The 25,104-nt window shown below is 68.5% G+C and carries 23 protein-coding genes; 14 read left to right on the top strand and 9 right to left on the bottom strand.

What is annotated here, in order from left to right:
• Window positions 1-37 precede the first annotated feature (37 nt).
• Together ACOOHF_RS12295 and trxB are read left to right on the top strand one after the other, a co-directional pair.
• On the top strand, window positions 38-547 hold the full coding sequence (locus ACOOHF_RS12295; RefSeq protein ID WP_420461910.1) for a hypothetical protein: 510 nt from the start codon (window positions 38-40) through the stop codon (window positions 545-547).
• Window positions 548-652: 105 nt separating this feature from the next.
• Window positions 653-1,621 (top strand): thioredoxin-disulfide reductase, encoded by a 969-nt coding sequence (gene trxB, locus ACOOHF_RS12290; protein ID WP_420461909.1) that lies wholly within the window; start codon window positions 653-655, stop codon window positions 1,619-1,621.
• Between the two features lie 352 nt (window positions 1,622-1,973).
• On the opposite strand, the gene ACOOHF_RS12285 is transcribed toward trxB, so the two are convergent.
• Complete coding sequence (locus tag ACOOHF_RS12285) at window positions 1,974-3,503, bottom strand: solute:sodium symporter family transporter (protein ID WP_420461908.1); 1,530 nt, start codon at window positions 3,501-3,503, stop codon at window positions 1,974-1,976.
• Window positions 3,504-3,534: 31 nt separating this feature from the next.
• On the opposite strand from ACOOHF_RS12285, the gene ACOOHF_RS12280 reads away from it, so the two are divergent.
• Window positions 3,535-4,407 (top strand): UPF0149 family protein, encoded by an 873-nt coding sequence (locus ACOOHF_RS12280; RefSeq protein WP_420461907.1) that lies wholly within the window; start codon window positions 3,535-3,537, stop codon window positions 4,405-4,407.
• Window positions 4,408-4,425: 18 nt separating this feature from the next.
• Here ACOOHF_RS12280 and ACOOHF_RS12275 read toward each other — a convergent pair whose 3' ends face one another.
• The 5 genes from ACOOHF_RS12275 to ACOOHF_RS12255 form a co-directional block, all read right to left on the bottom strand.
• Window positions 4,426-4,839 (bottom strand): type II toxin-antitoxin system VapC family toxin, encoded by a 414-nt coding sequence (locus tag ACOOHF_RS12275; protein WP_420461906.1) that lies wholly within the window; start codon window positions 4,837-4,839, stop codon window positions 4,426-4,428.
• Between the two features lie 4 nt (window positions 4,840-4,843).
• Window positions 4,844-5,104 carry a type II toxin-antitoxin system Phd/YefM family antitoxin gene (locus ACOOHF_RS12270; RefSeq protein ID WP_419942093.1) on the bottom strand — a complete coding sequence of 87 codons (261 nt, stop codon included), beginning with the start codon at window positions 5,102-5,104 and terminating at the stop codon, window positions 4,844-4,846.
• 62 nt (window positions 5,105-5,166) lie between these two features.
• On the bottom strand, window positions 5,167-5,391 hold the full coding sequence (locus ACOOHF_RS12265) for a hypothetical protein (RefSeq protein ID WP_420461905.1): 225 nt from the start codon (window positions 5,389-5,391) through the stop codon (window positions 5,167-5,169).
• Window positions 5,388-5,669 (bottom strand): OsmC family protein, encoded by a 282-nt coding sequence (locus ACOOHF_RS12260; RefSeq protein ID WP_420461904.1) that lies wholly within the window; start codon window positions 5,667-5,669, stop codon window positions 5,388-5,390. Before ACOOHF_RS12260 ends, ACOOHF_RS12265 begins: the two co-directional genes overlap by 4 nt.
• A complete protein-coding gene (locus ACOOHF_RS12255; RefSeq protein ID WP_420461903.1) occupies window positions 5,670-5,879 on the bottom strand; it encodes a hypothetical protein in 210 nt (69 codons plus the stop codon).
• 115 nt (window positions 5,880-5,994) lie between these two features.
• On the opposite strand from ACOOHF_RS12255, the gene ACOOHF_RS12250 reads away from it, so the two are divergent.
• Genes ACOOHF_RS12250 through ACOOHF_RS12240 form a run of 3 tightly spaced genes read left to right on the top strand, consistent with a single transcriptional unit; the run spans window position 5,995 to window position 10,417 of the window.
• Window positions 5,995-7,812 carry a DUF885 domain-containing protein gene (locus tag ACOOHF_RS12250; protein ID WP_420461902.1) on the top strand — a complete coding sequence of 606 codons (1,818 nt, stop codon included), beginning with the start codon at window positions 5,995-5,997 and terminating at the stop codon, window positions 7,810-7,812.
• A 38-nt stretch (window positions 7,813-7,850) separates the two neighbouring features.
• Entirely contained in the window at window positions 7,851-9,287 is a 1,437-nt protein-coding gene (locus ACOOHF_RS12245; RefSeq protein WP_420461901.1) for an FAD-binding protein, read from the top strand.
• A 59-nt stretch (window positions 9,288-9,346) separates the two neighbouring features.
• Window positions 9,347-10,417: a hypothetical protein gene (locus ACOOHF_RS12240; protein ID WP_420461900.1), complete on the top strand. Its 1,071-nt coding sequence runs from the start codon at window positions 9,347-9,349 to the stop codon at window positions 10,415-10,417.
• Between the two features lie 23 nt (window positions 10,418-10,440).
• Here ACOOHF_RS12240 and ACOOHF_RS12235 read toward each other — a convergent pair whose 3' ends face one another.
• Window positions 10,441-10,818 carry a hypothetical protein gene (locus tag ACOOHF_RS12235; RefSeq protein WP_420464406.1) on the bottom strand — a complete coding sequence of 126 codons (378 nt, stop codon included), beginning with the start codon at window positions 10,816-10,818 and terminating at the stop codon, window positions 10,441-10,443.
• On the opposite strand from ACOOHF_RS12235, the gene ACOOHF_RS12230 reads away from it, so the two are divergent.
• From ACOOHF_RS12230 to ACOOHF_RS12200, 7 genes are all read left to right on the top strand, one after another.
• Window positions 10,744-12,324 (top strand): cytochrome P450, encoded by a 1,581-nt coding sequence (locus ACOOHF_RS12230; protein WP_420461899.1) that lies wholly within the window; start codon window positions 10,744-10,746, stop codon window positions 12,322-12,324. The genes ACOOHF_RS12235 and ACOOHF_RS12230 overlap by 75 nt on opposite strands.
• A complete protein-coding gene (locus ACOOHF_RS12225) occupies window positions 12,321-13,361 on the top strand; it encodes a hydrolase (protein ID WP_420461898.1) in 1,041 nt (346 codons plus the stop codon). Before ACOOHF_RS12230 ends, ACOOHF_RS12225 begins: the two co-directional genes overlap by 4 nt.
• Before the next feature lie 63 nt (window positions 13,362-13,424).
• Complete coding sequence (locus ACOOHF_RS12220) at window positions 13,425-15,824, top strand: choice-of-anchor B family protein (RefSeq protein WP_420461897.1); 2,400 nt, start codon at window positions 13,425-13,427, stop codon at window positions 15,822-15,824.
• Between the two features lie 70 nt (window positions 15,825-15,894).
• Complete coding sequence (locus tag ACOOHF_RS12215; protein WP_420461896.1) at window positions 15,895-17,016, top strand: YncE family protein; 1,122 nt, start codon at window positions 15,895-15,897, stop codon at window positions 17,014-17,016.
• A 13-nt stretch (window positions 17,017-17,029) separates the two neighbouring features.
• Window positions 17,030-18,976: an FG-GAP-like repeat-containing protein gene (locus tag ACOOHF_RS12210; RefSeq protein WP_420461895.1), complete on the top strand. Its 1,947-nt coding sequence runs from the start codon at window positions 17,030-17,032 to the stop codon at window positions 18,974-18,976.
• Window positions 18,977-19,000: 24 nt separating this feature from the next.
• Window positions 19,001-21,472, top strand: a complete 2,472-nt coding sequence (locus ACOOHF_RS12205; protein WP_420461894.1) for a choice-of-anchor B family protein — start codon at window positions 19,001-19,003, stop codon at window positions 21,470-21,472.
• Between the two features lie 14 nt (window positions 21,473-21,486).
• Window positions 21,487-22,695 (top strand): PQQ-dependent sugar dehydrogenase, encoded by a 1,209-nt coding sequence (locus ACOOHF_RS12200; protein ID WP_420461893.1) that lies wholly within the window; start codon window positions 21,487-21,489, stop codon window positions 22,693-22,695.
• A 29-nt stretch (window positions 22,696-22,724) separates the two neighbouring features.
• Here ACOOHF_RS12200 and ACOOHF_RS12195 read toward each other — a convergent pair whose 3' ends face one another.
• Both ACOOHF_RS12195 and ACOOHF_RS12190 read right to left on the bottom strand, forming a co-directional pair.
• Window positions 22,725-23,486, bottom strand: a complete 762-nt coding sequence (locus tag ACOOHF_RS12195; RefSeq protein ID WP_420461892.1) for a hypothetical protein — start codon at window positions 23,484-23,486, stop codon at window positions 22,725-22,727.
• 101 nt (window positions 23,487-23,587) lie between these two features.
• Window positions 23,588-24,379 (bottom strand): PhzF family phenazine biosynthesis protein, encoded by a 792-nt coding sequence (locus tag ACOOHF_RS12190; RefSeq protein ID WP_420461891.1) that lies wholly within the window; start codon window positions 24,377-24,379, stop codon window positions 23,588-23,590.
• 236 nt (window positions 24,380-24,615) lie between these two features.
• Here ACOOHF_RS12190 and ACOOHF_RS12185 point away from each other — a divergent pair, with 236 nt between their 5' ends.
• Window positions 24,616-25,104, top strand: a complete 489-nt coding sequence (locus tag ACOOHF_RS12185; RefSeq protein ID WP_420461890.1) for an EVE domain-containing protein — start codon at window positions 24,616-24,618, stop codon at window positions 25,102-25,104.

Here is a 25,104-nt window from a genome sequence, read left to right as displayed (position 1 = left end):
CCACACCGTAAGGGCACGGGGAACCATGAGAAGCACCGTGAGCAGGGCTATCATATTGGTCATCGTTCTCTTCGGAGCGGCGTGCGGCTCCGAGGGTCCGTTCGAATCCGTCGACGAGACCAGGGCCGAGGAGATTCGGGCGGCGCTGCAAGACCGTTCCTTCCGTCAGTTCGACCCCCACGTGGACGGCAGCCCTCGCAAGGGCGTCATCCTCGACTTCTTCGACGGATTGCGTCTGTGGGCGCAGTATGCCGAAGGGAACCACGCGATCCACGAGTGGGAGATATCCTCTCCCGAATACCGCATCGAGCAGTCCGCCTCGGGCGCGGAAATCAGACTCGTCTTCGCCGCGCCCACCTCGCGACGGACCCTCACCACACCCTGCGACGACTGTATTCCGGTCTCGGGGATCTCGATCTCGATCCGGGACGTGTTCGACGAGGAGCGGATCCGGTTCCGGGTGAACGATCCGGACGGCGCCCTCCCGTCCCCCTTCCCCGTGTTCACATCGTGGACCCGCTTCCGGGAAGACGAGATCTTCGACTGACGGGTCGACGGGGGTGATATCTTCCCCCCGGCACGGATATCAGCGCTAACAACGACCGGTTCTTCAGGACGAAGACCGAGAACCAATACAGAACGATGAATAACGATGAATAGCGATACTGAGACTCTGGTCATCATCGGCTCGGGCCCCGCGGCCTGGACGGCCGCCATCTACGCGGCCCGCGCGAACCTCAACCCGCTCGTCTACGAGGGCGCGGGGAGTCGCACCATGATTCCCGGCGGGCAGCTCATGTTCACCACCGACGTGGAGAACTACCCGGGCTTCCCCGACGGCGTCAGCGGCATCGACATGATGCTGGACTTCAAGAAGCAGGCCGTGCGCTTCGACACCCGCGTCGTCACCGAAGACATCGTCGAAGTGGACTTCTCACGCCGTCCCTTCCGGCTGCGCTCCTCCGAGGGACAGGAGGTCCTCGCGGAGACGGTGATCGTGGCGACGGGCGCCAACGCGCGCTGGCTGGGCGTGCCGGGCGAGGAACGGCTCGCGCAGAGCGGCGGCGGGGTGTCCGCGTGCGCGGTGTGTGACGGGGCGCTGCCCCACTTCCGCGGGCAGGTCGTCGCCGTGGTGGGAGGCGGAGACAGCGCGATGGAGGAAGCCCTCTACATGACCAAGTTCGCCGGCGAGGTGCTGCTCGTTCACCGCCGGGACGAACTGCGCGCCTCGCAGATCATGCAGGAGCGGGCGCTGGCCAGTGACAAGATGCGCTTTCTGTGGAACCGGACGGTCGAGGAGGTGCTGGGCGATGACGTGATCACCGGCCTCCGGCTGCGCGACACCGTGACCGGCGAAGCGTCGGAGGTCGAGGTGGGAGGGATGTTCGTGGCGATCGGCCACATCCCCAACACGGGCTTCCTTCAGGGCCAGATCGACCTCAAGGAGAACGGCTACGTGCGGCTGCCGACGGCATGGCGGACCGAGACGAACGTGCCGGGGGTGTTCGCGGCGGGCGACATCATGGACGACTACTACCGGCAGGCGGTGTCGGCCGCGGGCACGGGGTGCATGGCGGCGTTGGAGGCCGAACGCTTCCTCGCCCACAACGGCCCCGGATGACCCGGATGCCGCTGGCGGGGCGAGATGTCGCGGCCGGCGCGGGGACAAGCCGCATTCGCGGCGCGGATCTGCTTCCGGCGGATCGCCGAACCGGCTAGCGGGAGGACGGATCCCGTCGTACCTCCTCGGAACCTTCCCTGATCATCGCGTAGGGCATGAACCGAAGGACGTCCGGCGCGAACAGCTTCCGGATCCACGCCGCAGCCGCTTCTTCTCCGCGGAAGAATGAATCGCGTCCATAACCGTTATGAATCGTGTTGATAATAGTGGATCATCGATCCTGCGCGCGAAGCTCCTGATCCGCGACGGGGGGGGGCGCCGAGCCGACGTGCAGTGCTCACCACAAGACGATTCACCAGAAGATGACGTAGAGCACCGCCGCCCCCGCGATGACGCCGCCGGCCCAGAGTCCGGCGCCGGCCGCGGGCGTCAGGTCCACCCCGTCCGCGGCGCGCGGCAGCCGGCGCGGGACCGCGAGCGGACGGGCCCGCGTCACGGCCACGATGAACGCGCAGATCACCAGGAAGGTGATCGCCATGTGGTGCAGGAACGCGACCTCCGGCAGCGCCCACAGGAGCAGGCCGTAGACCGGGACCCCGAGCACCATCCCCCCGAAGGCGGCTGCCGGCGGGGTCCGCCGGGCGAAGATCCCGAACAGGAACGCCGCCACGATCCCCGGCGAGATGAACCCCCAGAACATCTGGATGTACTCGAACACGCTCGGCGCCCGGGCCACCAGCGGCGCCCACAGACACGCGACCACCACCAGCACGCCGGTCGTCACCCGCCCCACGGCCATCAGCCGGCGCGATGACGCCTGCGGCCGCAGGTGGCGCTTGTAGAGGTCGACGCTGAAGATCGTCGCCGCCGAGTTCAGCATGGAGTCGAGCGAACTCATCACCGCCCCGAACAGCGCCGCGAACATCACGCCCGTCAGCCCCGCCGGGAGGAGTTCCCGCATCATCACCGGGTAGGCCTGGTCCGGGTTCGTCACCTGATCGGCGAACAGTTCCGCCGCCATGATCCCGGGAAAGATGATGATGAACGGGATGAACAGCTTGATGAAGCCCGCCAGGAAGAGCCCCCGCTGTCCGTGCGCCAGACTCCGCGCCGCCAGCGTCCGCTGCGTGATGAACTGGTTCAGTCCCCAGTAGAAGATGTTGGGGATCCACAGTCCCCCGATGAAGACGGCGACCCACGGCATTTCGGGATGGTTCCAGGGGAGGACCGTGTGAAGCTTGCCGTCGGCCGCTGCGAGGAAGGGATCCAGGCCCCCAATGGCCCGGAACCCCAGCACCGTGACGAGCACGCCGCCCAGGAGGAGCGCCACCCCCTGGATGAGATCGGACCACACGACCGCCTTGAGCCCGCCGTAGATCGTGTACCCGCCCGCGAGCGCGCCGATGAGCCAGATGCCGACCCCCAGGTCGAGCCCGAAGATCGACTCCAGGGCGAGCGCGCCCGAATACAGCACCGTTGAGAGGGCCACGAGCACGTAGGCCGCGAGGATGAAGCCCGCCATCAGGGTGCGGGTGCGCACGTCGTAGCGGAACTCGAGGTACTCGGGGATGGTGTAGATCCCCGCCGCCAGGAACCGGGGCAGGAAGAAGAGGCCGACGAGGACGAGGGTGACGGCCGCCATCCACTCGTAGCTGGCGATCGCGAGGCCGATGTCGTAGCCGCGGCCCGCCATGCCCACGAAATGTTCGGTGGAGATGTTCGACGCGATGAGCGAGAAACCGATCAGCCACCACGGCAGGTTGCGTCCCGCGAGGAAGTACCCGGCCGCGCTCTTGCTCCCGCGTGAGGCGTAGAGCGACACGCCCACGACGAGCAGCAGAAAGCCCGCGAACGCGGCGACGTCGAGCGGCTGAAAGTTCATATGCGCGGCTCCGCGTGAAGGACTCGGCAAGATGATCCGCAACGGACGCCGGGAGGCCGCGCACGGATCGCAGGAGGCCGAGCTTCGGGTCGCCCCACACGATACTCTGCGGGTGGACCGCCGGGTACCTGACTTGGCGGCGGACCGTTTCAGCCAACGTTCGGAGTCGAATGTGACGGTGCCTACGGGACCCAGCCCGGCCGCGGATCGCGCGGCGCTGGCCGCCTATCTCTCGGGACCCGGCCAGGGGGCCTGGATGACGATCGGCGAGATCGAGGGTTTCTTCTTCGCTCTGGCGGCTGCCCCGCGTCTCCGCAAACCCGTGGAGTGGCTTCCCCTCATCATGGGTGGAGAGTTGCCGGAGTTCGAAACGGAGGCGGAAACCGACCGCGTCATGGGGGCGCTGTTTTCGGTCTACAACGCAATCAACGCGGATGTCCGCGAACGTGGCGGCGCCTTGCCGGCCTCGATCGATTTCCTTGACGACCTGGAGGCCAACCTGGAGCCCGACGCTCCCGTGTCCCAGTGGTCTCGCGGCTTCATGCGAGGTCATCTGTGGCTCGAAGAAGACTGGAGAGGCTTCGGGGAAGACGTGATGGAGGAACTGTCCCTGTCCGTTTGGGGACTGGGGCTGTGGGGCAACCGACGGGCGCTTGAGGCGACGCTGGCGGAGACGGACGAAGGCGGCTCGCTGAGGGACACTCTCGCGCGCGCTCGCGAGGTCTTCCCCGACTGCGCGGCGATGTACGCGCAGTCGGGTCTCGCGCTTGAGGACCTCGTACGCGAACTCGACCAGCGGCCCCGCCCCGCCGTCCGCGCCGACCAACCGGGCCGCAACGAGCCCTGCCTCTGCGGTAGCGGTCGCAAGTACAAGAAGTGCTGCGGCCGGATCCGGCTCGTTTAGCGCCGGCCGGCCGCAAGATCATCCGCCCAGGCGCGCGAACGGGTTCACGGTCTCCACCCCGAGCCGCTCGAAGTCACGGACATTCCGGGTCGCCACCTTCAGCCGGTGCATGGTGGCGACGGCGCCGATCATGGCGTCCTGGAGCAGGGTGCCCGACTGCCGGTGCATCAGCCTGGCCCACTCCCTGAAGGCGGCGGCATCAACCGGCAGAACATCGTACGTCTGGAGAACTCGGCCGAGCCAGCCTTCCAGCTCCCCCGCCTTGACTGGATCCTGCTCGCGGGTGATCTCGATCCCGGCCTGGATTTCACCGATCGTGACAGCGGAAAGGTGCAACTGCCCGTCCGGTACCGCTCGGAGCCACGCGAGCACACCCCGGTGCGGTTTCGGGCGTCTCAGTTCGGAGACGACGTTGGTATCGAGGAGGTACAAGATCCTAGTCGAACCGCGGCGCTTCTCGCTGCCGAATTTCCCGGCGTGGCGGGACGAGCGAGTCGGTTCGAGCCTCGGGCGCGAGCAGCAACTCCTTCAGGCTCGGTTTGGCCATCTTCTCCAATCGGCGCCAGTGGTCAATGGGAACCAGGACGGCAGTCTCGACGCCCCGTTTCGTGACAACTTGCGGCCCCTGCCTCAACGCGGTCTCAAGGAGCGCGCTGAAGCGTGCCTTCGCCTCTTGAACCTGCCAAGTGTTGTTCACGCTCGCCCCCTCCGCCCAAGTGTCCTGACTAGACAGAAGACTAGTGCGATGAGGCGAGCCGGTCAAGATCCTCGGAGCAAGTCACGGAGCACCTGTCTCGCTTCGTCGTGTCGGCTCGATGGTACGCGGAGGATCTTCGCGGCCGCGGTCGGGCCCCAGGATATCGGCGCGAACTCGCCTTCGACCCGGAAAGGGATGTCGTGAGCCTCGAGGGCGAGCCTCGCCGCGAGGAATTCGGTCTCGCTCCACGCCTCGAACACGCGGACCATGTCGTCGCTCCGTATCATGAGCGTGCGGGCGTCTCCTCGATCTCGGCGGTCCAGCTGACCTTGATCGCGCCCTCCAGCGAACGGGCGGTGGGGCACTTCGCGCCGTGGCTGGCGAGCGCGCGGTCCACCGTTTCCCGGGCCTCGGCGGGCACCCGGAGCCGGTAGTGGACGATGATCTCCTCCAGCGTCGGCATGCGGTCGCGGAGTCGGTTGATTCCCTCCACGTCGGCGCTGATGTCTTCGGGGGCCAGGCGGATGCCGCGCACTTCCAGTGCGCCGTTGAGGGTTCCCAGCATTCAGGCGCCGGTCGCGGCCACCTGGTAGTCGACCGGAAGCGGCAGGTCCTTGGCGTCGATCCGGTAGTGGGCCTTGATCGGGCCGTGGACGCCGAAGTCGATCTCGGTCCCCTCCTCGAGGCGGGCCCTCCGGTGTACCCCCTCGACCTTCTCGAGGCGGGCGCGAGCGGTGTAGAACGGATCGGACACGGGGTCTCCCTTCTCTGTCACCTTTACGGGCGCTCCCGACCCACCGCATTTTCGGGCAGCGAGGTTCGGGCCCGGACGCGAGACTCGGGCGCGAGACTCGGGGATCCATCGAACCCAAGGATCGAGAGCCGCCAGCATGACGTCAACCCGCGACATCGGTCGGCTTCCGGGCGGACTGCCGGGCCTGCTCGCGATGCTGGTCCTCCTGGCGGGCGGCGTCACGGCGTGCGGGGAGGGGGCGGCCGACACGGCGGAAGCGCCCGCGCAGAGCGACCTTTCGGCGCTCGCCGACCGTTTCTGGGACGCGTATCTCGCCTGGAACCCGCTGCAGGCGACCTACCTCGGCGCGCACCGCCTCGACGACCGCGTGCGCGACATCTCTCCCTCGGGGCGCAACAACCGGCGGCGCGAGGTCCGCGCCCTCGTGGACGCGCTGGCCGCGATCGACTTCTCCTCCCTGCCCCCGGACGAGCGCCTGACGCACCTCGCGCTCGATCACCAGCTCAGGAGGGAGATCGCCCAGCAGACGTGCGATCTCGAGGTGTGGGTGGTGGATCACCGGGAGGGGTTCCAGCTCGACTTCCTCAACGTCGTGAGCGCCCAGCCGCTCGACACGCCGGTGGACGGCGAGCGGATGATCCGGCGCTGGAACGCGTTCGCGGACTACATTGACGACTACATCTCGAACCTGCGTACGGGGCTGGAGACGAGACGGGTCGCGGCGCGCGCGTCCGTGAACCGGACGATCGTCCAGCTCGGCGCGCTCCTCGAACGGCCGGTGCAGGAGTGGCCGATCTACGCGCCGGCGGGGACGCGGCTGGACGCGTGGCCGGAGGGGACGCGACACGACTTCCGGGACGGGATCCGGGAGGCGGCGACGGAACGGATCCGCCCCGCGTACGCGCGGCTGCGCGACTTCCTGCGGGACGAACTGTATCCCCATTCGCGGGAGGGCGGGGAGATCGGGCTCTCCAGCCTTCCGGGCGGCCCGGCCTGCTACGAAGCGCTGATCCGGGACCTGACGACGCTCGATCTCACGCCGGACGAGATCCACAAGAAGGGGCTGGCGGAACTCGAGGGGATTCACGAGGAACTGCGGACGCTTGGTCTCAACGTCCTCGGCACCTCCGACCTGGCCGAGATCCAGGCGCGGCTGCGCTCGGACCCGGAGATGTTCTTCCGCTGGCCGGGGGAGATCGTGCAGCTGGCCGAGGAGGCGTACACGCGGGCCGCCGTGGCGATGCCCGACTGGTTCGGCACGCCGCCGCGGACGGAGATGGTGATCCGGCCGATTCCGCTGTACGAGGCGCCGCAGAGCGTGCTCGCCTACTACCGGGAGCCGGCCCCCGACGGATCGCGCCCGGGGACCTATTACGTGAACACGTACCGGCCGGAGATCCGCCCGCGGTATCAGGCGGACGTGCTGAGCTTCCATGAAGCCATTCCCGGCCATCACTTGCAGACGGCGATCGCCCAGGAGGTCGAGGGCCTGCCGGAGTTCCGGAAACACCTGGGTTCCGTCGCCTTCGTCGAGGGCTGGGCGCTGTACGCGGAGCGGCTCGCCGACGAGATGGGCCTCTACACGGACGACCTGAGTCGGATCGGTCTCGCCTCCTACGACGCGTGGCGGGCGAGCCGGCTCGTGGTCGACACGGGGATCCACGCCTTCGGCTGGACGCGCGAACAGGCGATCGAGTTCGTACGCGAGAACACGCTGCTCGCCGAGGTGAACATCGAGAACGAGGTGGACCGCTACATCACGTCGCCGGCCCAGGCGCTCGCCTACAAGCTGGGGCAACTCGAGATCTCCCGGCTGCGGGCGAAGGCCGAGGCGCAACTCGGCGAGTCGTTCTCGATCGCCGAATTCCACGACCGGGTGCTGGAGAACGGCGCCCTGAGCCTGCCCGCTCTCGGCGATGCGATCGACAGCTGGCTTGCGGAGACTCCCGGTTAGCCGTCCGTGGTGAAACCCCGCGTTGCACCGAGAGCGTCGTGAGGTCCGTATCGAACTTCGGGAGAAACATCCGCTTCACCCCTCGCCATCGGTACAGACCGCGGACCGAAGACGAGGTGCTGCGGCTCCTGAACGAACACCACGACGGGACGGTGCGCGTCGTGGGGGCCGGGCACTCGTGGAACCCGGGCATCGAGACCCCGGACGCACTCGTGGCCCTGCGGCACTTCAGGCACGTACGCGTACACGGCAGTCACACCCGCGTGACGGTGGGCGCCGGGTGCCGGATCGGCGCCCTTCTGAAACACCTCACCCGCCGGGGACTGACGCTGCCGTCGATCGGGCTGATCGATCGCCAGACCGTGGCCGGGGCGGTCGCCACCGCCACGCACGGCTCCGGGCGCCACTCCATGTCCCACTACGTCCAGTCCATGCGGATCGCGTGCTACGGGGCGAACGGGAATGCGAGGGTGCTCACGGTCGATTCCGGCCCCATGCTGCGGGCGGCGCGCTGCTCCGTTGGGGCCCTGGGCGTCGTCCTCGAGGTCACGCTGGCCTGCGTGCCGCAGTACTACGTGCGCGAGAGGTGCGCGTGGAGGCCCGGTCTGGACGCGGTGCTGGAGAAGGAACGGGACGCGCCGCTGCAGCAATTCTATCTGATGCCGCACGCGTGGAGGTATCTGGCGCACCAGCGGAGCGTCGTCGAGGAGAACCGTCGGTCGGGGGGCGCGGCTCTCTACCGTGTGTACTGGCTGATCACGATCGACGTGCGCCTCCATGTGTTACTGAAGTTCTCCGCCTCGCTGCTGCGCAGCCGTCGCCTGGTGCACCTCGTGTTTCGGCGCATTCTTCCCCTGTTCATCTTCCCCCGGTGGCGCGTCACCGACCGCAGCGACCGTCAGCTTCGCATGCGTCATGACCTCTTTCGCCACCTCGAGATGGAGGTCTTTGTTCCGCGCGGGCACCTCGCGTCGGCGCTCGATTTCGTCCGCGAGATATTGAAGGCGGCGGACGACCGTGGCCACGAACTCTCACCCGAGACGCGTTCTCGGATCGATTCGCTGGATGCGGCGGCCGGGCTCGAGGCGCTGCGCGGGTCATACGTCCACCACTATCCCATCTGCGTTCGTCGCGTACGGCCGGACGATACGCTGATTTCGATGGCTTCGTGCGATGGTTTGCCGGCCCGGGACTGGTACGCGATCAGCCTCATAACGCTTACCAGGCCGTACGCCCGATTCGAACGCGTCGCCGCGTTCCTCGCCGATGCCATGTCGTCTCTGTTCGGGGCCCGGCTGCACTGGGGAAAGTGGTTTCCGCCGGACGGAGTGGAAGTGGAGGCCAGGTATCCGGGCCTGAGCGAGTTCAGGCGGGCGTGCGAGGCTTGCGACCCCCACGGCGTGTTCAGGAACGCGTTCGTGCGGGATGTGCTCTTCGGTTCGGAGGGGTCCGGCTCGGCTTTGAAGGACCGTTGATCGATCCCCGGTCGAGGCCGCGTTGACGCCGCGTTGATCCCGCTGGGCACATACTCGGCATGTATGCGCATGGCAAGATCCCGCGGTTCGGAGCACGCATCCTCACGGCTCGGCATGCCCGCGGCTTCGCCCTTCCCTGGACGATGTTCGTGCTGCTCCTCGTGTCGCTCCTGGCGGCGAGCGGGTTTCTCATCACCTGGCTCGAGGGCCAGTCGGCCCGCGCCTTCGCGCGCGCCACGGAAGCCTTCTTCGTGGCCGAGGGCGGGCTCGCGACCGCGCTCGCCGTGGCCGAGGGGCCGAACCCCTCCGTCCCGCCCGTCGGCCTCGGCGGCGGGACGGCCACGGTCGCGTTCGAGCCGCTGATCGACCTGCGACCGGGGGAGACGGTGTTCCGCGTCGAGTCACGCGGGGAGATCGTCTCGGGCGGCGCGACGTTCGAGCGGTCGGTGGGACAGCTCATGTGGGTGGCGGGGCCTCCACGTCTGCCCGGGGCGCTCGTCCTGCTCGGTGGGGTGAGCGGCCCGCCGCCGGAAGGGACGATCTCCGGCCTCGACCCCCTCGGGAGCGCCTGTCCGGAGCAGCCCTCCCCCGTCGCGGGCGTCGCGTACTGGGGCGGGCCGCCGCCGGCGCCGGATTCGCTGTTGACGATTTCAGGATCTCCCCCGGACCGGTGGATCCCCGGCAGCGTGTCCGTGGCGGCGGAGACGGGGATCCGCTGGACGGAGTTGCTCGCCACCTGGGGTCCCGAGCCCGACGCGACCGTGCCGCCCGATCCGTGGCCGGGACCGGGACTCGGCGGTGGGTGGCCGTCCATCCGGATCCCCGGGTCCGCCGCGCTGGGCGCCGCTTCGAGCGGGCGCGGGGCTCTGGTGGTGGAAGGCGATCTGACGCTCGACGGCGGGTTCGCGTGGAACGGCCTGATCCTCGTCGGCGGTGCGCTTCTGCTGAACGGCGACATCTCGGTCCGCGGCACGCTCGCGAGCGGGCTCGAGGGCGGGTTGGGCGTGGCGGCCGACTTCGCCGGCCACACCGTCGACCTGCGCTTCGACGCCTGCGCGGTCGCCGCGGCCGCGGGGCGGCTCACGGCGCCGGCGGCGGCCATTCCCGGAACGTGGTACGAAGTCTGGTAGCAGGATCGTCGGGACAGTCCCCGCTATCCGAGATGGTCGCGGACCAGCTTGACGAGGCCGCCGGGATTGTCGACATGGAGCCAGTGGCCGCCGCGAAGCTGATGGATGTGTACGCGGCCGTTCAGGCGCGCCGCGCGCAGCCGCTTCATGTCGCCGGCCAACAGGACGTCCGACTGATCCGCCCGCACGACGTGGATCTCGGAGGGCCAGCTGTATCCGCCGTCCCCGAGGACGAGGTTCGTCGCGAGCCAGTGCGCCACGTACGCGGCGAACCCCTCGGCTTCGACCGCGGCGACGGCGTCGAGCCGGGCCGCGAACGGACCCGGATGCCGGCGCACCGTCTGCAGCAGCCGGGCCGCGCCGCCGCCCGGCGAGCGGCGCACCGGCGATGCGTCGATCACCCATCCCTGGCTCGGCGAGGCGGCGGGCGAACGAAGCCCAGTTGCGGCCCGTCCCGTAGATCCCGTGCAGCACGTAGAGCCAGCGCCGGGAACTTGCTTCCGCAACGGTGTACTGGTGCAATTGCGGTCGAGGCACGGGATATGGTCCCTCCACAGGGGTCGGCTGTTAGCGTAACGTGGCTATCGGCTACCTCACGGAAAAAAAGTAAGGGGACCCACATGCCTCAACGAGCCGTTCGCGAGGCGGGCGGGCCGATGAACCGACGGCGATGGCGAAGCCTGGGCGCACACGCGGTCAGCATCGGCGAGAGGGCAAGGAGCGGCGCAACCTATAACCCCTTGTCGCGAAGTGTCATCCAGAGCCCCTATGAGACCTACGCACGGCTGCGCCGGCACAGCCCGGTGCATCGAAGCGCGATTCTTGGAAGCTGGGTGCTGACTCGCTACGAGGACGTACTCGCCGCGGCGAAGGACCACGAGCGCTTCTCCAACGATCCGCGGTGGCGGGAAACGACCCGGAGTGTGCTCCCGCCGGCCCCGGATGACTACAGCATCCTGCTCGTGGACCCCCCCGAACACACGCGGCTGCGCAGGTGCGCTGCCAAGGCCTTCTCGAAGGCGCACTTGAAGGCATTACAAGAGACCATCGCGCACACCGCGGCTGAGCTCATCGAGCGGGCAGCGCGCCGGCGAAGGATCGACTGGATCGCCGAGGTGGCGGAGCCGCTCGCCATGCGGGTGATGCTGGCGATGATGGGGCTCTCCGAGAACGAACACCGCCGGTGGGAGGCATGGTCGCGGAGTCGCGCCCGGCTGCTCGAGCTGATTGCAACACGCCCGGAGCGCAAGACCGCACACAACACCGGCTCCGAGATCCGACGCTACTTCATGACGCTGCTGCATCAACGGATGCAATCGAACGAGGACGATGCCATCAGCACGCTGGCAAGGCTGGCTGCCGCGGGCGATGGGATCAGCATGGTTGAAGCCTGCGACATGCTGAGCGTGCTGATGATTGCCGGCAACGAGACCACGACCCATCTCATCGGGAACGGGATGCTGGCGCTCGTGCGCAACCGAGAGCAGATGCAACGCCTGCGCGAAGAGCCTGACCGGGTGCGCGATGCGATCAACGAGATGCTGCGCTTCGATAGCCCGGTGCAGACGGACTTCCGGATCGCCAAGGCGGACGTGATCGTGCGGGGGCGGACGATCAGGACCGGCGATGGAGCAATCCTGCTCACGGGATCGGCCAACCGGGACGAAGCTGCGTTCGAGAATCCCGACACCTTCGATATCACGCGCAAGGGCCCCAGGCACGCATCGTTTGGACACGGCGTGCACCAGTGTATCGGCGCGGAGCTCGCGCGCATGGAGGCAAGCGCCATCTTCACGGAGGCGCTACGCACGCTCGGCACGATTGAACTCACGGCGCGCGAGCCGTACTACCGGACATCGACGGTGATCCGAGGGCTCGCCGTACTCCCTCTGCGTGTCGCGGCGTGAAATCCGTCCGTTGGACTCGGGGCACGCCACCGTCGGACGCCTTCGAGGCGGCGCCCGGGCTCCGGAATCCCCACCTGCAGACCGTGGTGGGGCGCATCGTGCGCCGGCGCTTCAAGCCCCGGCACGACCGGGTTCGGCTCGACACCGACGACGGCGACTTCATCGATCTCGACCTGTGGAGAGGGCCGGAAGATCCGGCGGGTGTGTGTCTTCTCCTCCACGGGCTCGAGGGGAGCGCCCGCTCGGGGTACATCGTGTCCACGAGCGAGGCGCTGGCCGCCGCGGACATCAAGGCGGTGGCGCTCAACTTCAGATCTTGCAGCGGCGAGCCGAATCGCCTGCCGCGGGCCTATCACTCGGGGCAGACCGACGACATCGAGCGCGCGCTGGCCTGGGTGGCGGAGCGTTACCCGGGAGTACCCCGTGCGGCCGTCGGATTCTCCCTGGGCGGCAACGCGCTGCTCAATCTGCTCGGTCGGGACCCGTCCGAATGCGGCCTCCGTGCCGCGGCCGTCATCTCGGTGCCATACGACCTCGCGGCGAGCGCTGCGGCGCTCGACCGGGGCCCGAGTCGCATCTACGGCCGCCGCTTCCTGCGCAGCCTCCGGTCCAAGGCACGGGAGAAGGCGGCGAGGTTCCCGGACGCGGTGGGCCCCGGGGCGGCGAACGCCCGCACGCTCCGTGAGTTCGACGACCTGCTGACAGCGCCGCTACACGGCTTCCGCGACGCCGCGGACTACTACGAGCGCTGCAGCTCCGGACAGTTCGTGGCGTCCGTCACGACCCCCACGCTCTTCCTGCATTCGCGGGATGACCCCTTCGCGCCCGCCGCTTCGATACCGGTGGAAACGATCCGGCGCCAGCCGAATCTGTCGCTTCATCTCACGGAACGCGGAGGACACCTCGGCTTCCTCGACCGCAGATTGGGCACGGGTCCCGGAGGCTGGCTCGAACAAACCATCGCCGGATACATCTCCGCCGCGCTTTCTGCCGAGGGCGCCGCAAGCAACGCCGGAGGGGCTCAGGTTGTTTTATAAAGGTTCTGTTTGTCGTGGCGGTTCGCCCCACGTTCGCCGGTCTCATTGAATGGAAGGTTTGTCATGCGCGTTCCTACTCGACTCGCCGCTGTGCTCGCGGCTGTCGCGCCGGCCTTCGCTTGCCTCGCGCAGCCCGTCGTCGCCCAGGGTGTCGCGGTCTCGTCCGGCCAGGTTCTGATCGCCGAGAGCGGCGGTCAGACCTCGACCGGCGTCGTCTACGTATACGAGAAAGGCCCCGATGGCTGGGCAGTCTCGGCGGAACTGGCCCCGTACGCGGCTGAAGCGGGCGGCGGTTTCGGAACCTCGCTCTCGGTCGATGGTGATCGGATGCTCGTCGGCTCACCCGGGGCGGCCTACGTATTCGAGCGAAGCGAGGGTGGCTGGGAGGAAGTCGCGACGCTGCGTGCGGCAGACCTTCCGGAGGGATTGTCGTACGGCACGGCCGGCGCGGTCTCGGGCGATGTCGCGCTCGTCACGGCCGGGGGACTCAGAAGCCGTCAGGGGCCTGGTGCCGCGGGCCGCGTCTATGTCTTCGAGCGGGACGATTCGGGCTGGAACGAAGTCGGGTCCGTGGCCTCTCCGGAGGCGTCGGACGGAGACCAGTTCGGCGCCGCGATCGTCACGGATGGCGAGGTGGCGGGCATCGGTGCCCCGGGGGCCACCGTCGGGAACGCCACCCGAGCGGGAGCCGTCTACCTCTTCGCGCGGGGCGATGGCGGGATGTGGGCGACGTCGGGTGAGCCCCTGACGGCGCCGGACGCAAGCGAGGGCGCGGGGTTCGGGAGCGCCATATACGGCGAGGACACGGAGAGCGGTTTCCGGATCATGGTCGGTGCCGGTGGCGCGGGCGGCGTGGGCGTCGCGTACGCGTTCACGCCGGAGGGTGACGCCTGGACTCCCGCCGGTCGGTTCTTCCCGCCCGTTGTCGGCGGAGGCGGAGGGGGCCGGTTCGGTGGAGGCGGCTTCCCGAGTTCCTTCGCGGCGGTCGACGGTGAACTCTGGATCGGCGGATCCGGCGTCGGCGCGGCGCGTGAGGGACAGGTTCTCCGCTACAGCATCAACGAGAATGGCGGCCTCGGGCTCGCGGGCATGCTCAACGCCTCGAACCGGGACGAGGGCGACGGGTTCGGCGCGAACATCGCCGTCGACGGCAACGTCGCGGTCGTCGTCGCGGGCGGGAAGGACTACCGGATGGGCACCGCCTACATCTTCGAGCGGCAGGACGGCGAGTGGATGGAGGCCGCCGAGGTGTGGAGCGATGCGACGAACTACGCCGCGGTCAACGGACACGAAGTGGGCTGCGAGGAAGGGGTCTCGGCGGACTTCGACTGCAGCGAGATCAACATCCTCTCGTTCATGCCCGTGCAGACGCTCGGGGCCAACCGGGGCACTCGGGTCAACGACGTGTGGGGCTGGACGGACCCGCAGACGGGCCGGGAATACGCCCTCGTCGGGCTCACGGACCAGGCGTCGTTCGTCGACATCACCGACGCCGAGGACCCGCGCTACGTCGGTCGCCTCCCCATGACCGAAGGGGCCCGCGGCAGCGTGTGGCGCGACATCAAGGTCTTCCAGGACCACGCCTTCATCGTCTCCGACGGCGCGGGCGAGCACGGAATGCAGGTCTTCGACCTCACCCGCCTCCGCGACGTGGGAAGCGAGCCGGTCACCTTCGAGACGGACGCCCACTACGACGGCATCGCCTCGGCGCACAACATCGTGATCAACGAGGAGACGGGCTTCGCGTACAGCGTGGGCTCGAGCGGCGGCGGCGAGACGTGCGGCGGCGGCCTCCACATGATCGACATCAACGAACCCACCGAGCCCACCTTCGTCGGCTGCTTCGGCCACGAGGGGACGGGGCGGCGGGGCACCGGCTATTCGCACGACGCCCTCTGCCTCAACTACGACGGGCCGGACCGTGAGCACGCCGACAAGGAGATCTGCTTCGGCTCGAACGAGACGGACATCTCGATCGCGGACGTCACGGACAAGGAGAACCCGATCCCGCTGTCGACGGCCACCTATCCCAGCGTCGGCTACGCCCACCAGGGCTGGGTTACCGAGGATCACCGTTTCTTCTATCTCGGCGACGAACTCGACGAGATCGCGACGCCGTTCGAAGGCACGCGCACGATGATCTTCGACATCAGCGATCTCGACGATCCGGTGCTCGTCAAGGAGCATTTCGGCGAGTCGACGGCGAGCGACCACAACATGTACGTGGTCGGGGACCTGCTCTATCAGTCGAACTACAACAGCGGGCTCCGGATCCTGAACGTGAGCGACCCCGAGAATCCGACGGAGGTCGGGTTCATCGACACGGTGCCGTACGCGGAGGGCCCGTCGATGGGAGGCTCGTGGAGCAACTATCCGTACTTCGCGAGCGGCACGGTCATCGTGACGAGCGGCAACGAAGGCCTGTTCATGGTGAAGTACCAGAAGCCGGTACTGGTCCCCTGACGCCCGAGGGGGTAGATCCCGATGGACGGCAGTCTTCGGGGTTGTCTGCGAATCACGGGTCGAGTCACGGATGATGATGAAGAGGCTCATGAGCGCCGCGCGGCCCGGCATCCTCGCCCTGGAGATCGCCGGGCTCGCGGCCATCTATGCGGGAGGGGCGGTCGCGATGCCGACCTCCGCGTCGGCTGCGGAGGGCCCTTACCTCTACGTGGCGAACCAGGAAGCCGCGGCCGTCACGGTGATCGACCTGGAGACGCACGAGGTCGTCGAGGTCATCGACCTCGAGGCGATGGGCTACGGCGCGAACGCGAAGCCTCATCACATCGCGGTCGAGCCGGACGGGTCGTTCTGGTACGTGTCGCTGATCGCGGCCAACCAGGTGCTCAAGTTCGACCGGGAAAACCGGCTCGTCGCCTCCGTCGAGTTCGAGCGTCCGGGCCTGCTGGCGCTCCACCCTTCCGAGCCGTGGCTCTTCGTGGGCCGGTCGATGGCGGCGGTGAACCCGCCGCAGCGCATCGGCCGCATCGACCGGACGTCGATGGAGGTGGAGGAATACGACGTCTTCATCCCGCGCCCGCACGCGCTGCTCGCGAGCCCGGACGGTGACTGGGTGTACGTCGGGAGCCTCGGGGAGAACTCGGTCGTCACCGTGGGGGCCGAGAGCGGCGAGGCCGAACTTCTGCGGCTCCCCGGCTCGGGCGAGATGCCCCACGTGCTCGTGCAGTACGCGATCTCGCCGGACGGGCGGACGCTCGTCGCGACGGCGGAGATGACGGCGAAGCTCCTCGTGTTCGACGTCTCCGAGCCGACGGCGCCCGCGCTCGTGGGCGAACTCGACGTGGGGGCGCGGCCATGGCACCCGAGCTGGTCCGCGGACGGACGCTGGATCTGGTTCGGCAACCTGGGCGCGAACGAGGTGACGCTGGTGGATACCTCCGACTGGTCCGTGTCCGCCGTGGTCCGCGGCGAGGGTCTCGCCGAGCCGCACGGAAGCGCCCTCTCCCCGGACGGCTCGAGGCTCTACGTGGCCAACCGCAACGAGACGGGCAGTTACGAGTCCTCGGACCGCATGGGATACGACGCGCCGGGCGGGACGGTCGTCGTCATCGACACGGCGACGCGCGAGATCATCGACGTGATCGAGACGCCCCCCTACGCGTCCGGCATCGGTCTCGCCTCCCAGCCGCGATGAGGACCGCCGCGGCATGAGGAGCGACCAGGGCCTGGACAGAAGCGACGCGGTGCCACTGTGGACGCTTGCGGCGGCTCTCCTCGTCGCAGGATGTGCCTCGGGCGCCGTCTCCCCGCCGTCCGGCGCGGAGCCGCCCGCAGAGGCGCCTGCGGAGGAGCTCGGGTTCACCCGGTCCGTCACGCCCTTCCCCGTGTTCGACGAGGTCGGGGAGCCGTACGAGATCCCGTTTCTCGGAGGCTTCAACGTGCCGCGCCCGCAGTGGGTGGACATCGACGGCGACGGTGATCTCGACCTCTTCGTGCAGGAGACGACGGACCGCTTGCTGTTCTTCGAGCGGGAAGACACGCCCGAGGGCCACCGGCACACCTGGCGGCCGGAGGCCTACGCGGATCTCGAGGTCGGCGAGTGGTTCCGCTTCGTGGATGTGGACGGGGACGGCGATCGCGACCTCCTCGCCGAGTCGCCGTTCAGCTACATGAGGCTGTACCGGAACACGGGCACGACAGGCGGCGCCGTGTTCGAACTCATCGCGGACACGCTCAGGGACACGCGCGGGGAGGCGATCTTCTCCGACCGCCAGAACATCCCGAACGCGGCGGACATGGACTGCGACGGCCGGCTCGACCTCCTCATTGGACGGCTCGTGGGGACCGTCACCCGCTACGAGGCCACGGGCGCCATCGGGGAGAACGCGTCGTCCTTCCGGCACGTCACCGACCGCTTCGAGGATATCGAGATCATCGCCGACCCGGCGGCGGCGGGGGGCGTGCCTCCGTTCGATGGCCCGGACGGTCCGGGGAGCGATGGCGACGGGCTGCGCCCCACGCACCACGGCGCGAACACCATGGCGCTCGCCGACTTCGACCAGGACGGCGACACCGACATGTTCTGGGGCGACTTCTTCGAGGCCGGCCTCCTCCTGATCGAGAACGCGGGCTCGTGCGAGGCCCCGAACCTCCGCGTCGAGCCGCGTCCCTTCCCCCTCGACGACCCGATCCGGACGAGCGGCTACAACGCGCCGACGTTCGGTGACTACGATGGAGACGGCGACCTCGACCTGCTGATGGGCGTGCTCGGCGGCGCGTACAACGCGAACACGACGACCGCCGACAACCTCATGCACTTCTCCCAGGAGTCCGACGGGAGCTTCGAACTCAGGTCCCGCCGCTTCATCTCGCAGATCGACGTGGGCAGCGAGAGTGTGGCGTCGCTCGTGGACCTCGATGGCGACGCGGACCTCGACCTCCTCCTCGGCAACAAGATCGACCCGAGCGACCTGACGAATTCGCACGTCTTCCTGTTCGAGAACGAGGGGACGGCCACGCAGCCGGTCTTCCGGCGGACGGGCCGCTTCGACCTGCCGGGGGCATACCACAACGCGCCGGCGTTCGGCGACCTCGACGCGGACGGAGACCTCGACATGCTGCTCGGCACATGGCGCGACGAGATCCGCTACGTGCGGAACGACGGCTCGGCCACGGAACCCCGATTCACGCTCGTGGACTCGGCGTTCGTCGAGATCACGCGCGGCAGCAACGCGACGCCGGCGCTCGGCGACCTCGACGGGGACGGAGACCTCGACCTCATGATCGGGGAGTCGTCCGGAGCGCTGAACTACTACGAGAACCTGGGCTCCGCCTCGAGCCCGAGCTTCGAATTCGTGAGCGACGAGTACGAGGAGATCGACATCGGCCGCCGGAGCTTCCCCAAGCTGCTCGACCACGACGGGGACGGAGACCTCGACCTCATCGTGGGTACCGAGTCCGACGGGATCCGCTACTTCCGGAACGACGGGGACCGGACATCTCCAAGCTTCGTCGAGGCCGACGGCCACTTCCCCGCCCCCGAGGCGCTGCCGCTGTTCGCGACGCCGGAGTTCGGGGACCTCGACGGCGACGGAGACCTCGACCTCGTCCTCGGCGCCGCGGGAGGCGGACTCTACTACTTCGAGCGACGTTAGAGAACGTGAGAGAAAGTGTGTTCAATGATCAATAGTACCAGGACGTTTTTCGCTGCAATCGCCTGTGGCCTCTTCGTGGCCGGTGCCGCGGAAGCCCAGGAGTTCGGCGGCACCGTCGTGCTGAACGAGGGTCGGATCCTCATCAGCGAGCCGATCGACCCTGAGGCAAACCCGCAGGACCCGGCCACGTCGGCTCCCCGGAGCCTCTACGTGTACGAGCGAGCCGGCAGCGGCTGGGAGCATACCGGCACCCTGCGCGCTCCCGAGCACGGCGGCGCGGACTTCTTCGGGCGCTTCATCCTCGCCGACGGCGACCGGCTGCTCGTCGGCGCCACGGCGCTCGACCAGAACGGCGACGGCCAGAGTGACGGCAGCGTCCTCATCTACCGGCGTTCCGCCGACGGATGGGAGTTGGAGCGCCATTTGCGGCCCGAGAGCGTGCCGTTCGGGTCATCGTTCGGCCGTTTCGCCTCCCTCGCGGGCGATCTCCTCGTCGTGACGGCACTGGCGTATCAGGGGAGCGGCGGCGCGTGGGTGTTCGAGCGCGGCGACGATGGCGAATGGGTCGAGCAGGGGATCCTGACGCCGTCCGACCCGGATCCTCAGCAGGAGTTCTTCGGCTGGGGCGCCCACACCGACGGTCGGCGCGTCATCGTGGGCGCCTTCGCCGGCCCGCAGCTTCCCGGCGCCGCGTACGTGTTTGGGCGCGACGCGGGCGGCGAGTGGGTTCAGGAGGGGCGGCTCGCCCTTACGGGTGACGAAATCCAGCCCGGCGCGGCGGTCGTGCTCAACCGGGCTGCCTCCGTCTCGGTGGGCGTGGAGGGAGACCACGCGATGCTGGGTCTTCCCGGCCTGGATGCCGGTGCGGGCGAGGTCCTCTTCTACGAGCGGCGACCCTCGGGTGACTGGGTGCGGAGCGGATCGCTGGTGGCCTTCGACCGGCAGCCTGGGGCCGGCTTCGGCGCGTCCTTCGCCGCCCACGACGGGGAACTGTGGATCGCGGCACCCGGCGCGGACATGTTCGGCGCGATCTATGCCCTCGCCTGGGATGCCAAGGCCGGACGCTTCGGCTCCGCGACCAAGATCAATGCGGGCGCCGGCACGGACGCTGGCGACGGGTTCGGACTCTCGGTGTCCGCGTCGGGCGACATGGCGGTCGTCGGCCAGCCGTGGGACGACGCGACCCAGGGGTCGGCCGTCGTGTTCGAGAACCGGGACGGACGCTGGACCGAGACGGCGAAGATCTTCATTCCGGAGGCGCGCCGTCCGCTCGCGACGCTGGCGGAGGTCGAGTGCGGTGACGACGGCATGGCCGACCAGTTCACCTGCGACCAGGTGGACGTGATCTCGTTCCTCCCGCTCGATGAGATCGGCGGCACCGACCGCGGGATCGAGACAAACGATGTGTGGGGGTGGACGGACCCACAGACCGGCCGCGAATACGCGATCGTCGGCCGCACCGACGGCACCGCGTTCATCGACATCTCGGATCCGGCGGCGCCCGTCTATCTGGGCAACCTTCCGAAGACGCCGGGCTCGCTGACCCAGTCGTGGCGCGACATCAAGGTTTACGCGGACCACGCGTTCGTGGTGGCGGACAACGCGGGCGAGCACGGGATGCAGGTGTTCGACCTCACGCGCCTCCGCGACGTGCGGGACGCGCCGGTCCAGTTCGACCCCGACACGGTGTACGAGGGGATCGCCAGCGCCCACAACATCGTGATCAACGAGGGAACGGGGACCGCGTACAGCGTGGGATCGAGCGGCGGCGGAGAGACGTGCGGCGGTGGACTCCACATGATCGACATCCGCGAACCGAAGGATCCGCGCTTCATAGGGTGCTTTGCGGAGGAGGGGACCGGGCGAACCGGCACGGGATACACGCACGACGCGCAGTGCGTGAACTACCACGGACCCGACACGGAGCACGCCGGCAAGGAGATCTGTTTCGGCGCCAACGAGGACCATGTCGTGATCGCGGACGTCACCGATCCCGCGAACCCCGTGTCTCTTGCTTCGGCGACCTACGCGGCGGCCGCTTACACACACCAGGGCTGGCTCACCGAGGACCACCGGTACTTCTATCAGAACGACGAACTCGACGAGATGGCCTCCGTCGGCTCGGCGCAGCAGACGGGGACGGAACCGGACATGGAGGCCAGCCGCACGCTCATCTGGGACGTGTCGGACCTGGACGACCCGGTCCTGGTGAAGGAGCACTTCGGAGAGACGTTCACGATCGACCACAACCTCTACATCGTGGGCGATCTCATGTACCAGTCGAACTACGTGAGCGGGCTGCGCGTGCTCGACATCAGCGATCGCGAGAACCCGCGCGAGGTCGGCTTCTTCGACACGGTGCCATGGGACGAGTCCGTCACGTTCGACGGTTCGTGGTCGAACTACCCGTTCTTCGAGAGCGGGACGATCGTCGTCTCCAGCGGCAAGGAAGGCGTGTTCTTCCTCAGGTACCGCCGGCCGGAACTGGTGCCCTGAGGGAATCGCGGCGTGTGACCGGCGCGGCCCGCTGGCCGCTGGCGCCGCGAGGACTCGCCGTTCTCGCGGCGGTGGCTGGCTGGGCCTGCTCGGATGGAACAGGCCCGGCCCCTGCTCCGCCCACGCCGCCGGAGCCCCCGCCGCCGGAGCCCGTCGGCTTCGCACTGGCGGCGAATACGGTCCTGAGCGGGCTGGATCAGCCGGTCTTCCTGACCGCGCCCCCCGGCGATTCCCGCCTCTTCGTGGTCGAGAAGACCGGCCGCATCCGTATCGCAGACGGCGGCGGACAGCTGCTCGGCACGCCCTTCCTCGATCTGTCCGGCCGGGTGGGCACGGCGTCGGAGGGCGGCCTCCTGACGATGGCCTTTCACCCGCAATACGCCGAGAACGGCCACGTCTTCGTCTACTACACGGACACGGACGACGACACGGTCGTGGCGCGATACACCCTCTCGGGCGACCCCGGCCAGCTGGACGCCGGCTCGGCGAAGCAGATCCTGACCGTGACCCAGCGCCGGACGAACCACAACGGGGGGATGCTCCAGTTCGGCCCCGACGGCATGCTGTACATCTTCTTCGGCGACGAGGGCGGGGCGGGCGACCCGTTCGGCAACGGGCAGAACGCCGGGACGCTGCACGGTTCGATCCTCCGCATCGACGTGGACGGAGGCGACCCCTACGCGATCCCCGACGACAACCCGTACGTCGGACAGGAAGGGACGCGCGGAGAAGTCTGGGCCATCGGCGTTCGGAATCCGTGGCGGTCCACCTTCGATCCCGAAGGAGATGTCCTGTACGTGGCGGATGTCGGCCAGAACGAGATCGAGGAAATCAACGCGGTGCCGGCGGGCGCGGCGGGGGTCAACTACGGCTGGAACACGATGGAGGGCTCGACGTGCTTCCAGAGTTCCGGGTGCGACATGTCCGGCCTCACGCTTCCGGTGCACGAGTACGGCCATGGCGGCGGGGCCTGCTCGGTGACGGGCGGGTACGTCTATCGCGGCTCACAGCTTACGGAGATCGTCGGACACTACTTCTACTCGGACTTCTGCACCGGTTTCCTGCGGAGCTTCCGGCTCGATGGCGGACAGGCGACGGACGAGAGAAGCTGGGACGTGGGGAGCCTGGGCGCGGTGTCCTCGTTCGGCGTCGACGGGTCGGGCGAACTCTACGTGGTGGACATCGCCGGCTCGGTGGCCCGGCTGGAGCGCCGCCAACCCTGACCCCGGCGGCGCCCCCGGCAGCGGGGCCGTCAGAGCCCGACGGTCACGCCCACCTGGAAGAGCATGAAGTCTCCGTCCGAGGCGATCGGGGTGAACGACGTCCTCCCGAGCCCGTCCTCCACGATGCTGCCCGGCACGAGGTACTCCGTCCGGCCGTGTCGCCGGTACTGCGCCTCGAGTCTCAGCATGAGGGGGTTCCCGGAGCGGTTGAGACGGATCGCGAGCCCGCCGCCCAACCCGTAGGCCGCACGGACATCGTCGAAGTTGACCGTCGTCCCCGAATCGAAGGACTCGAACAGCTCCCACCGCTCGACCGAACTCACGGTGAAGAAATAGCCGAGCCCGACGAATCCGTTCACATAGGGCTGGATCGGACCGTACGGGAGCCGGATCTCGGGTCCGAGGCCGAGGTAGCCGATGTTGTTGCGGGTGACGATGTCGGTCATGATCCGGTCCGTGGCCGCGAACACGGGGACGCCGAGGGTCTCCGACCCGTAATTCAGGTATCCGGCGTCGAACCGGACCCGGAAGGCGGGGACATCCGGGAAGCCGAGCGTGGCCTGGAAGCCCGCGCCGAAGCCCTCGTCGATGAGGGCGCTGAAGTGGCCCTGCGGCGACATGACCGCGATGAGCGCACCCAGTTCCCAGCGCGCGCCGTCCCCGCGCGAGGACGGGTCGGCGAACGGTCCGCCGTGGTGCTGTGCCGCCGCGGCCGCCGGGCCGAGCACCACCAGCGCGATCAGTCCGGCCGCGAGACCTCGCACATTCGACCCGTATCTGCGTGCGCGCATGTTCTCCTCCGCTCTTTCCCTAACGTCCGTCCGTTCCGGCGCGTGTCGTCCGGTAGACTGCCGACCCTGGAGCCGCGTCACAACGCCGCCGCCGGCCGGTCTCACAGCGTGATCTCGCCGGAGAGGTAGAGGGCGGCGCGGCCCGCGATCGTCACCCGGGCGCCGAGGTGGCGACAGATCAACCGCGCGCCGCGCGCGCTGATCTGCCGCGCTTCGAGCGGGGCATCCCCGCGACCGAGCCGCTCGGCCCAGTACGGGACGAGCGTGCAGTGCGCCGAACCCGTCACCGGGTCTTCCGGCACGCCCACGCTGGGCGCGAAGAACCTCGACACGAAGTCCGCGCTCTCGCCCGGGGCGCTCGCGATGATCCCCAGCCGGTCCAGGCCGCGCAGGCGGGCGAAGTCCGGCTTCAGTTTGCGCACGTCGTCCTCGGCGTGGAACACGACCAGGTAGTCCCGCTCCGAGGCCAGGACCTCGACGGGCTCGGCGCCCAACCCTCCGACGAGCGCGCGCGGGGCCTCGCGCGGTACCGCCGGACGGGCGGGGAAATCCATCAGCAGCAACCCGTCTTCGCCCCGCCGCACGACCAGTTCTCCGCTCCTCGTCTCGAAGCGCAACGTGTCGCGGTCCGTCTCCAGCAGGTTGAAGATCACCCATGCCGTAGCCAGCGTCGCGTGCCCGCACAGGTCGACCTCGGCGAGCGGCGTGAACCACCGGAGGCCGAACCCCGCGCCGTCGGGTACGAAGAAGGCCGTCTCGGAGAGGTTGTTCTCCGCCGCGATCTTCTGCAGAACGTCGTCGTCCAGCCAGGAATCGAGCGGGCAGACGGCGGCGGGATTTCCCTCGAACGGCTTGTCCGAGAACGCGTCGAGCTGGTAGAGAGGGATCCTCATGCTTTCTCCGTGAACGGTTTCTCCGTGGCGGCTCGGGCCGGGCCCGCCTCCCCCGCGCCTCGAAGCCTCCCGGCCGCGGCGGCGGGCGCCCACACGGGGTCAGAATAGCACCGCGACCACCTCCGCCACGACCCGGGTTTCACGGCGGGACGCCGTGCCGGTAGATTCGCCCCCCATCGGGGGCGGACGGCGGCGGGGCCGCCAGGAGACGGGCGGACCTGGAGGAGGGTTCTGACATGCCGGTTGAGATTACGGGCTACTGGCTCGCGAAGACCGAGCCCGCTGTGTATTCGATCGACGATCTCGCGCGGGATGGCGAGACCGAGTGGGATGGCGTGCGCAACTATCAGGTCCGGAACTTCATGCGCGACCGGATGAAGCCGGGCGAGAGAGTCCTCATCTATCATTCCAACACGGCCGTGCTCGGCGTGTATGGCGTGGCGGAAGTCGCCGGCCGCGCGCATCCGGACTCGACCCAGTTCGACCCCCGGAGCGGGTATTTCGACGCAAAGTCAAGCCCCGACAATCCCCGCTGGTGGTGCCCCGACCTGCGGTATGTCGAGACGTTCTCGACCCCGGTGACCCGACAGATGATGAGAGAGACGACTGGCCTCGAGAGTATCAACGTGATGAAGCGCGGGATGCGCCTGTCCGTCATGCCCGTCACGAAGGACGAGTTCGAGATCATCCTCCGCCTCGGGCGGGGAGACGGCCAGCGGGAATAG

It is taken from the genome of Candidatus Palauibacter sp. (assembly GCF_965216145.1).
In the GTDB taxonomy this organism is placed as follows: Bacteria; Gemmatimonadota; Gemmatimonadetes; order Palauibacterales; family Palauibacteraceae; genus Palauibacter.
This window is presented reverse-complemented; position numbering and strand designations above follow the sequence as displayed.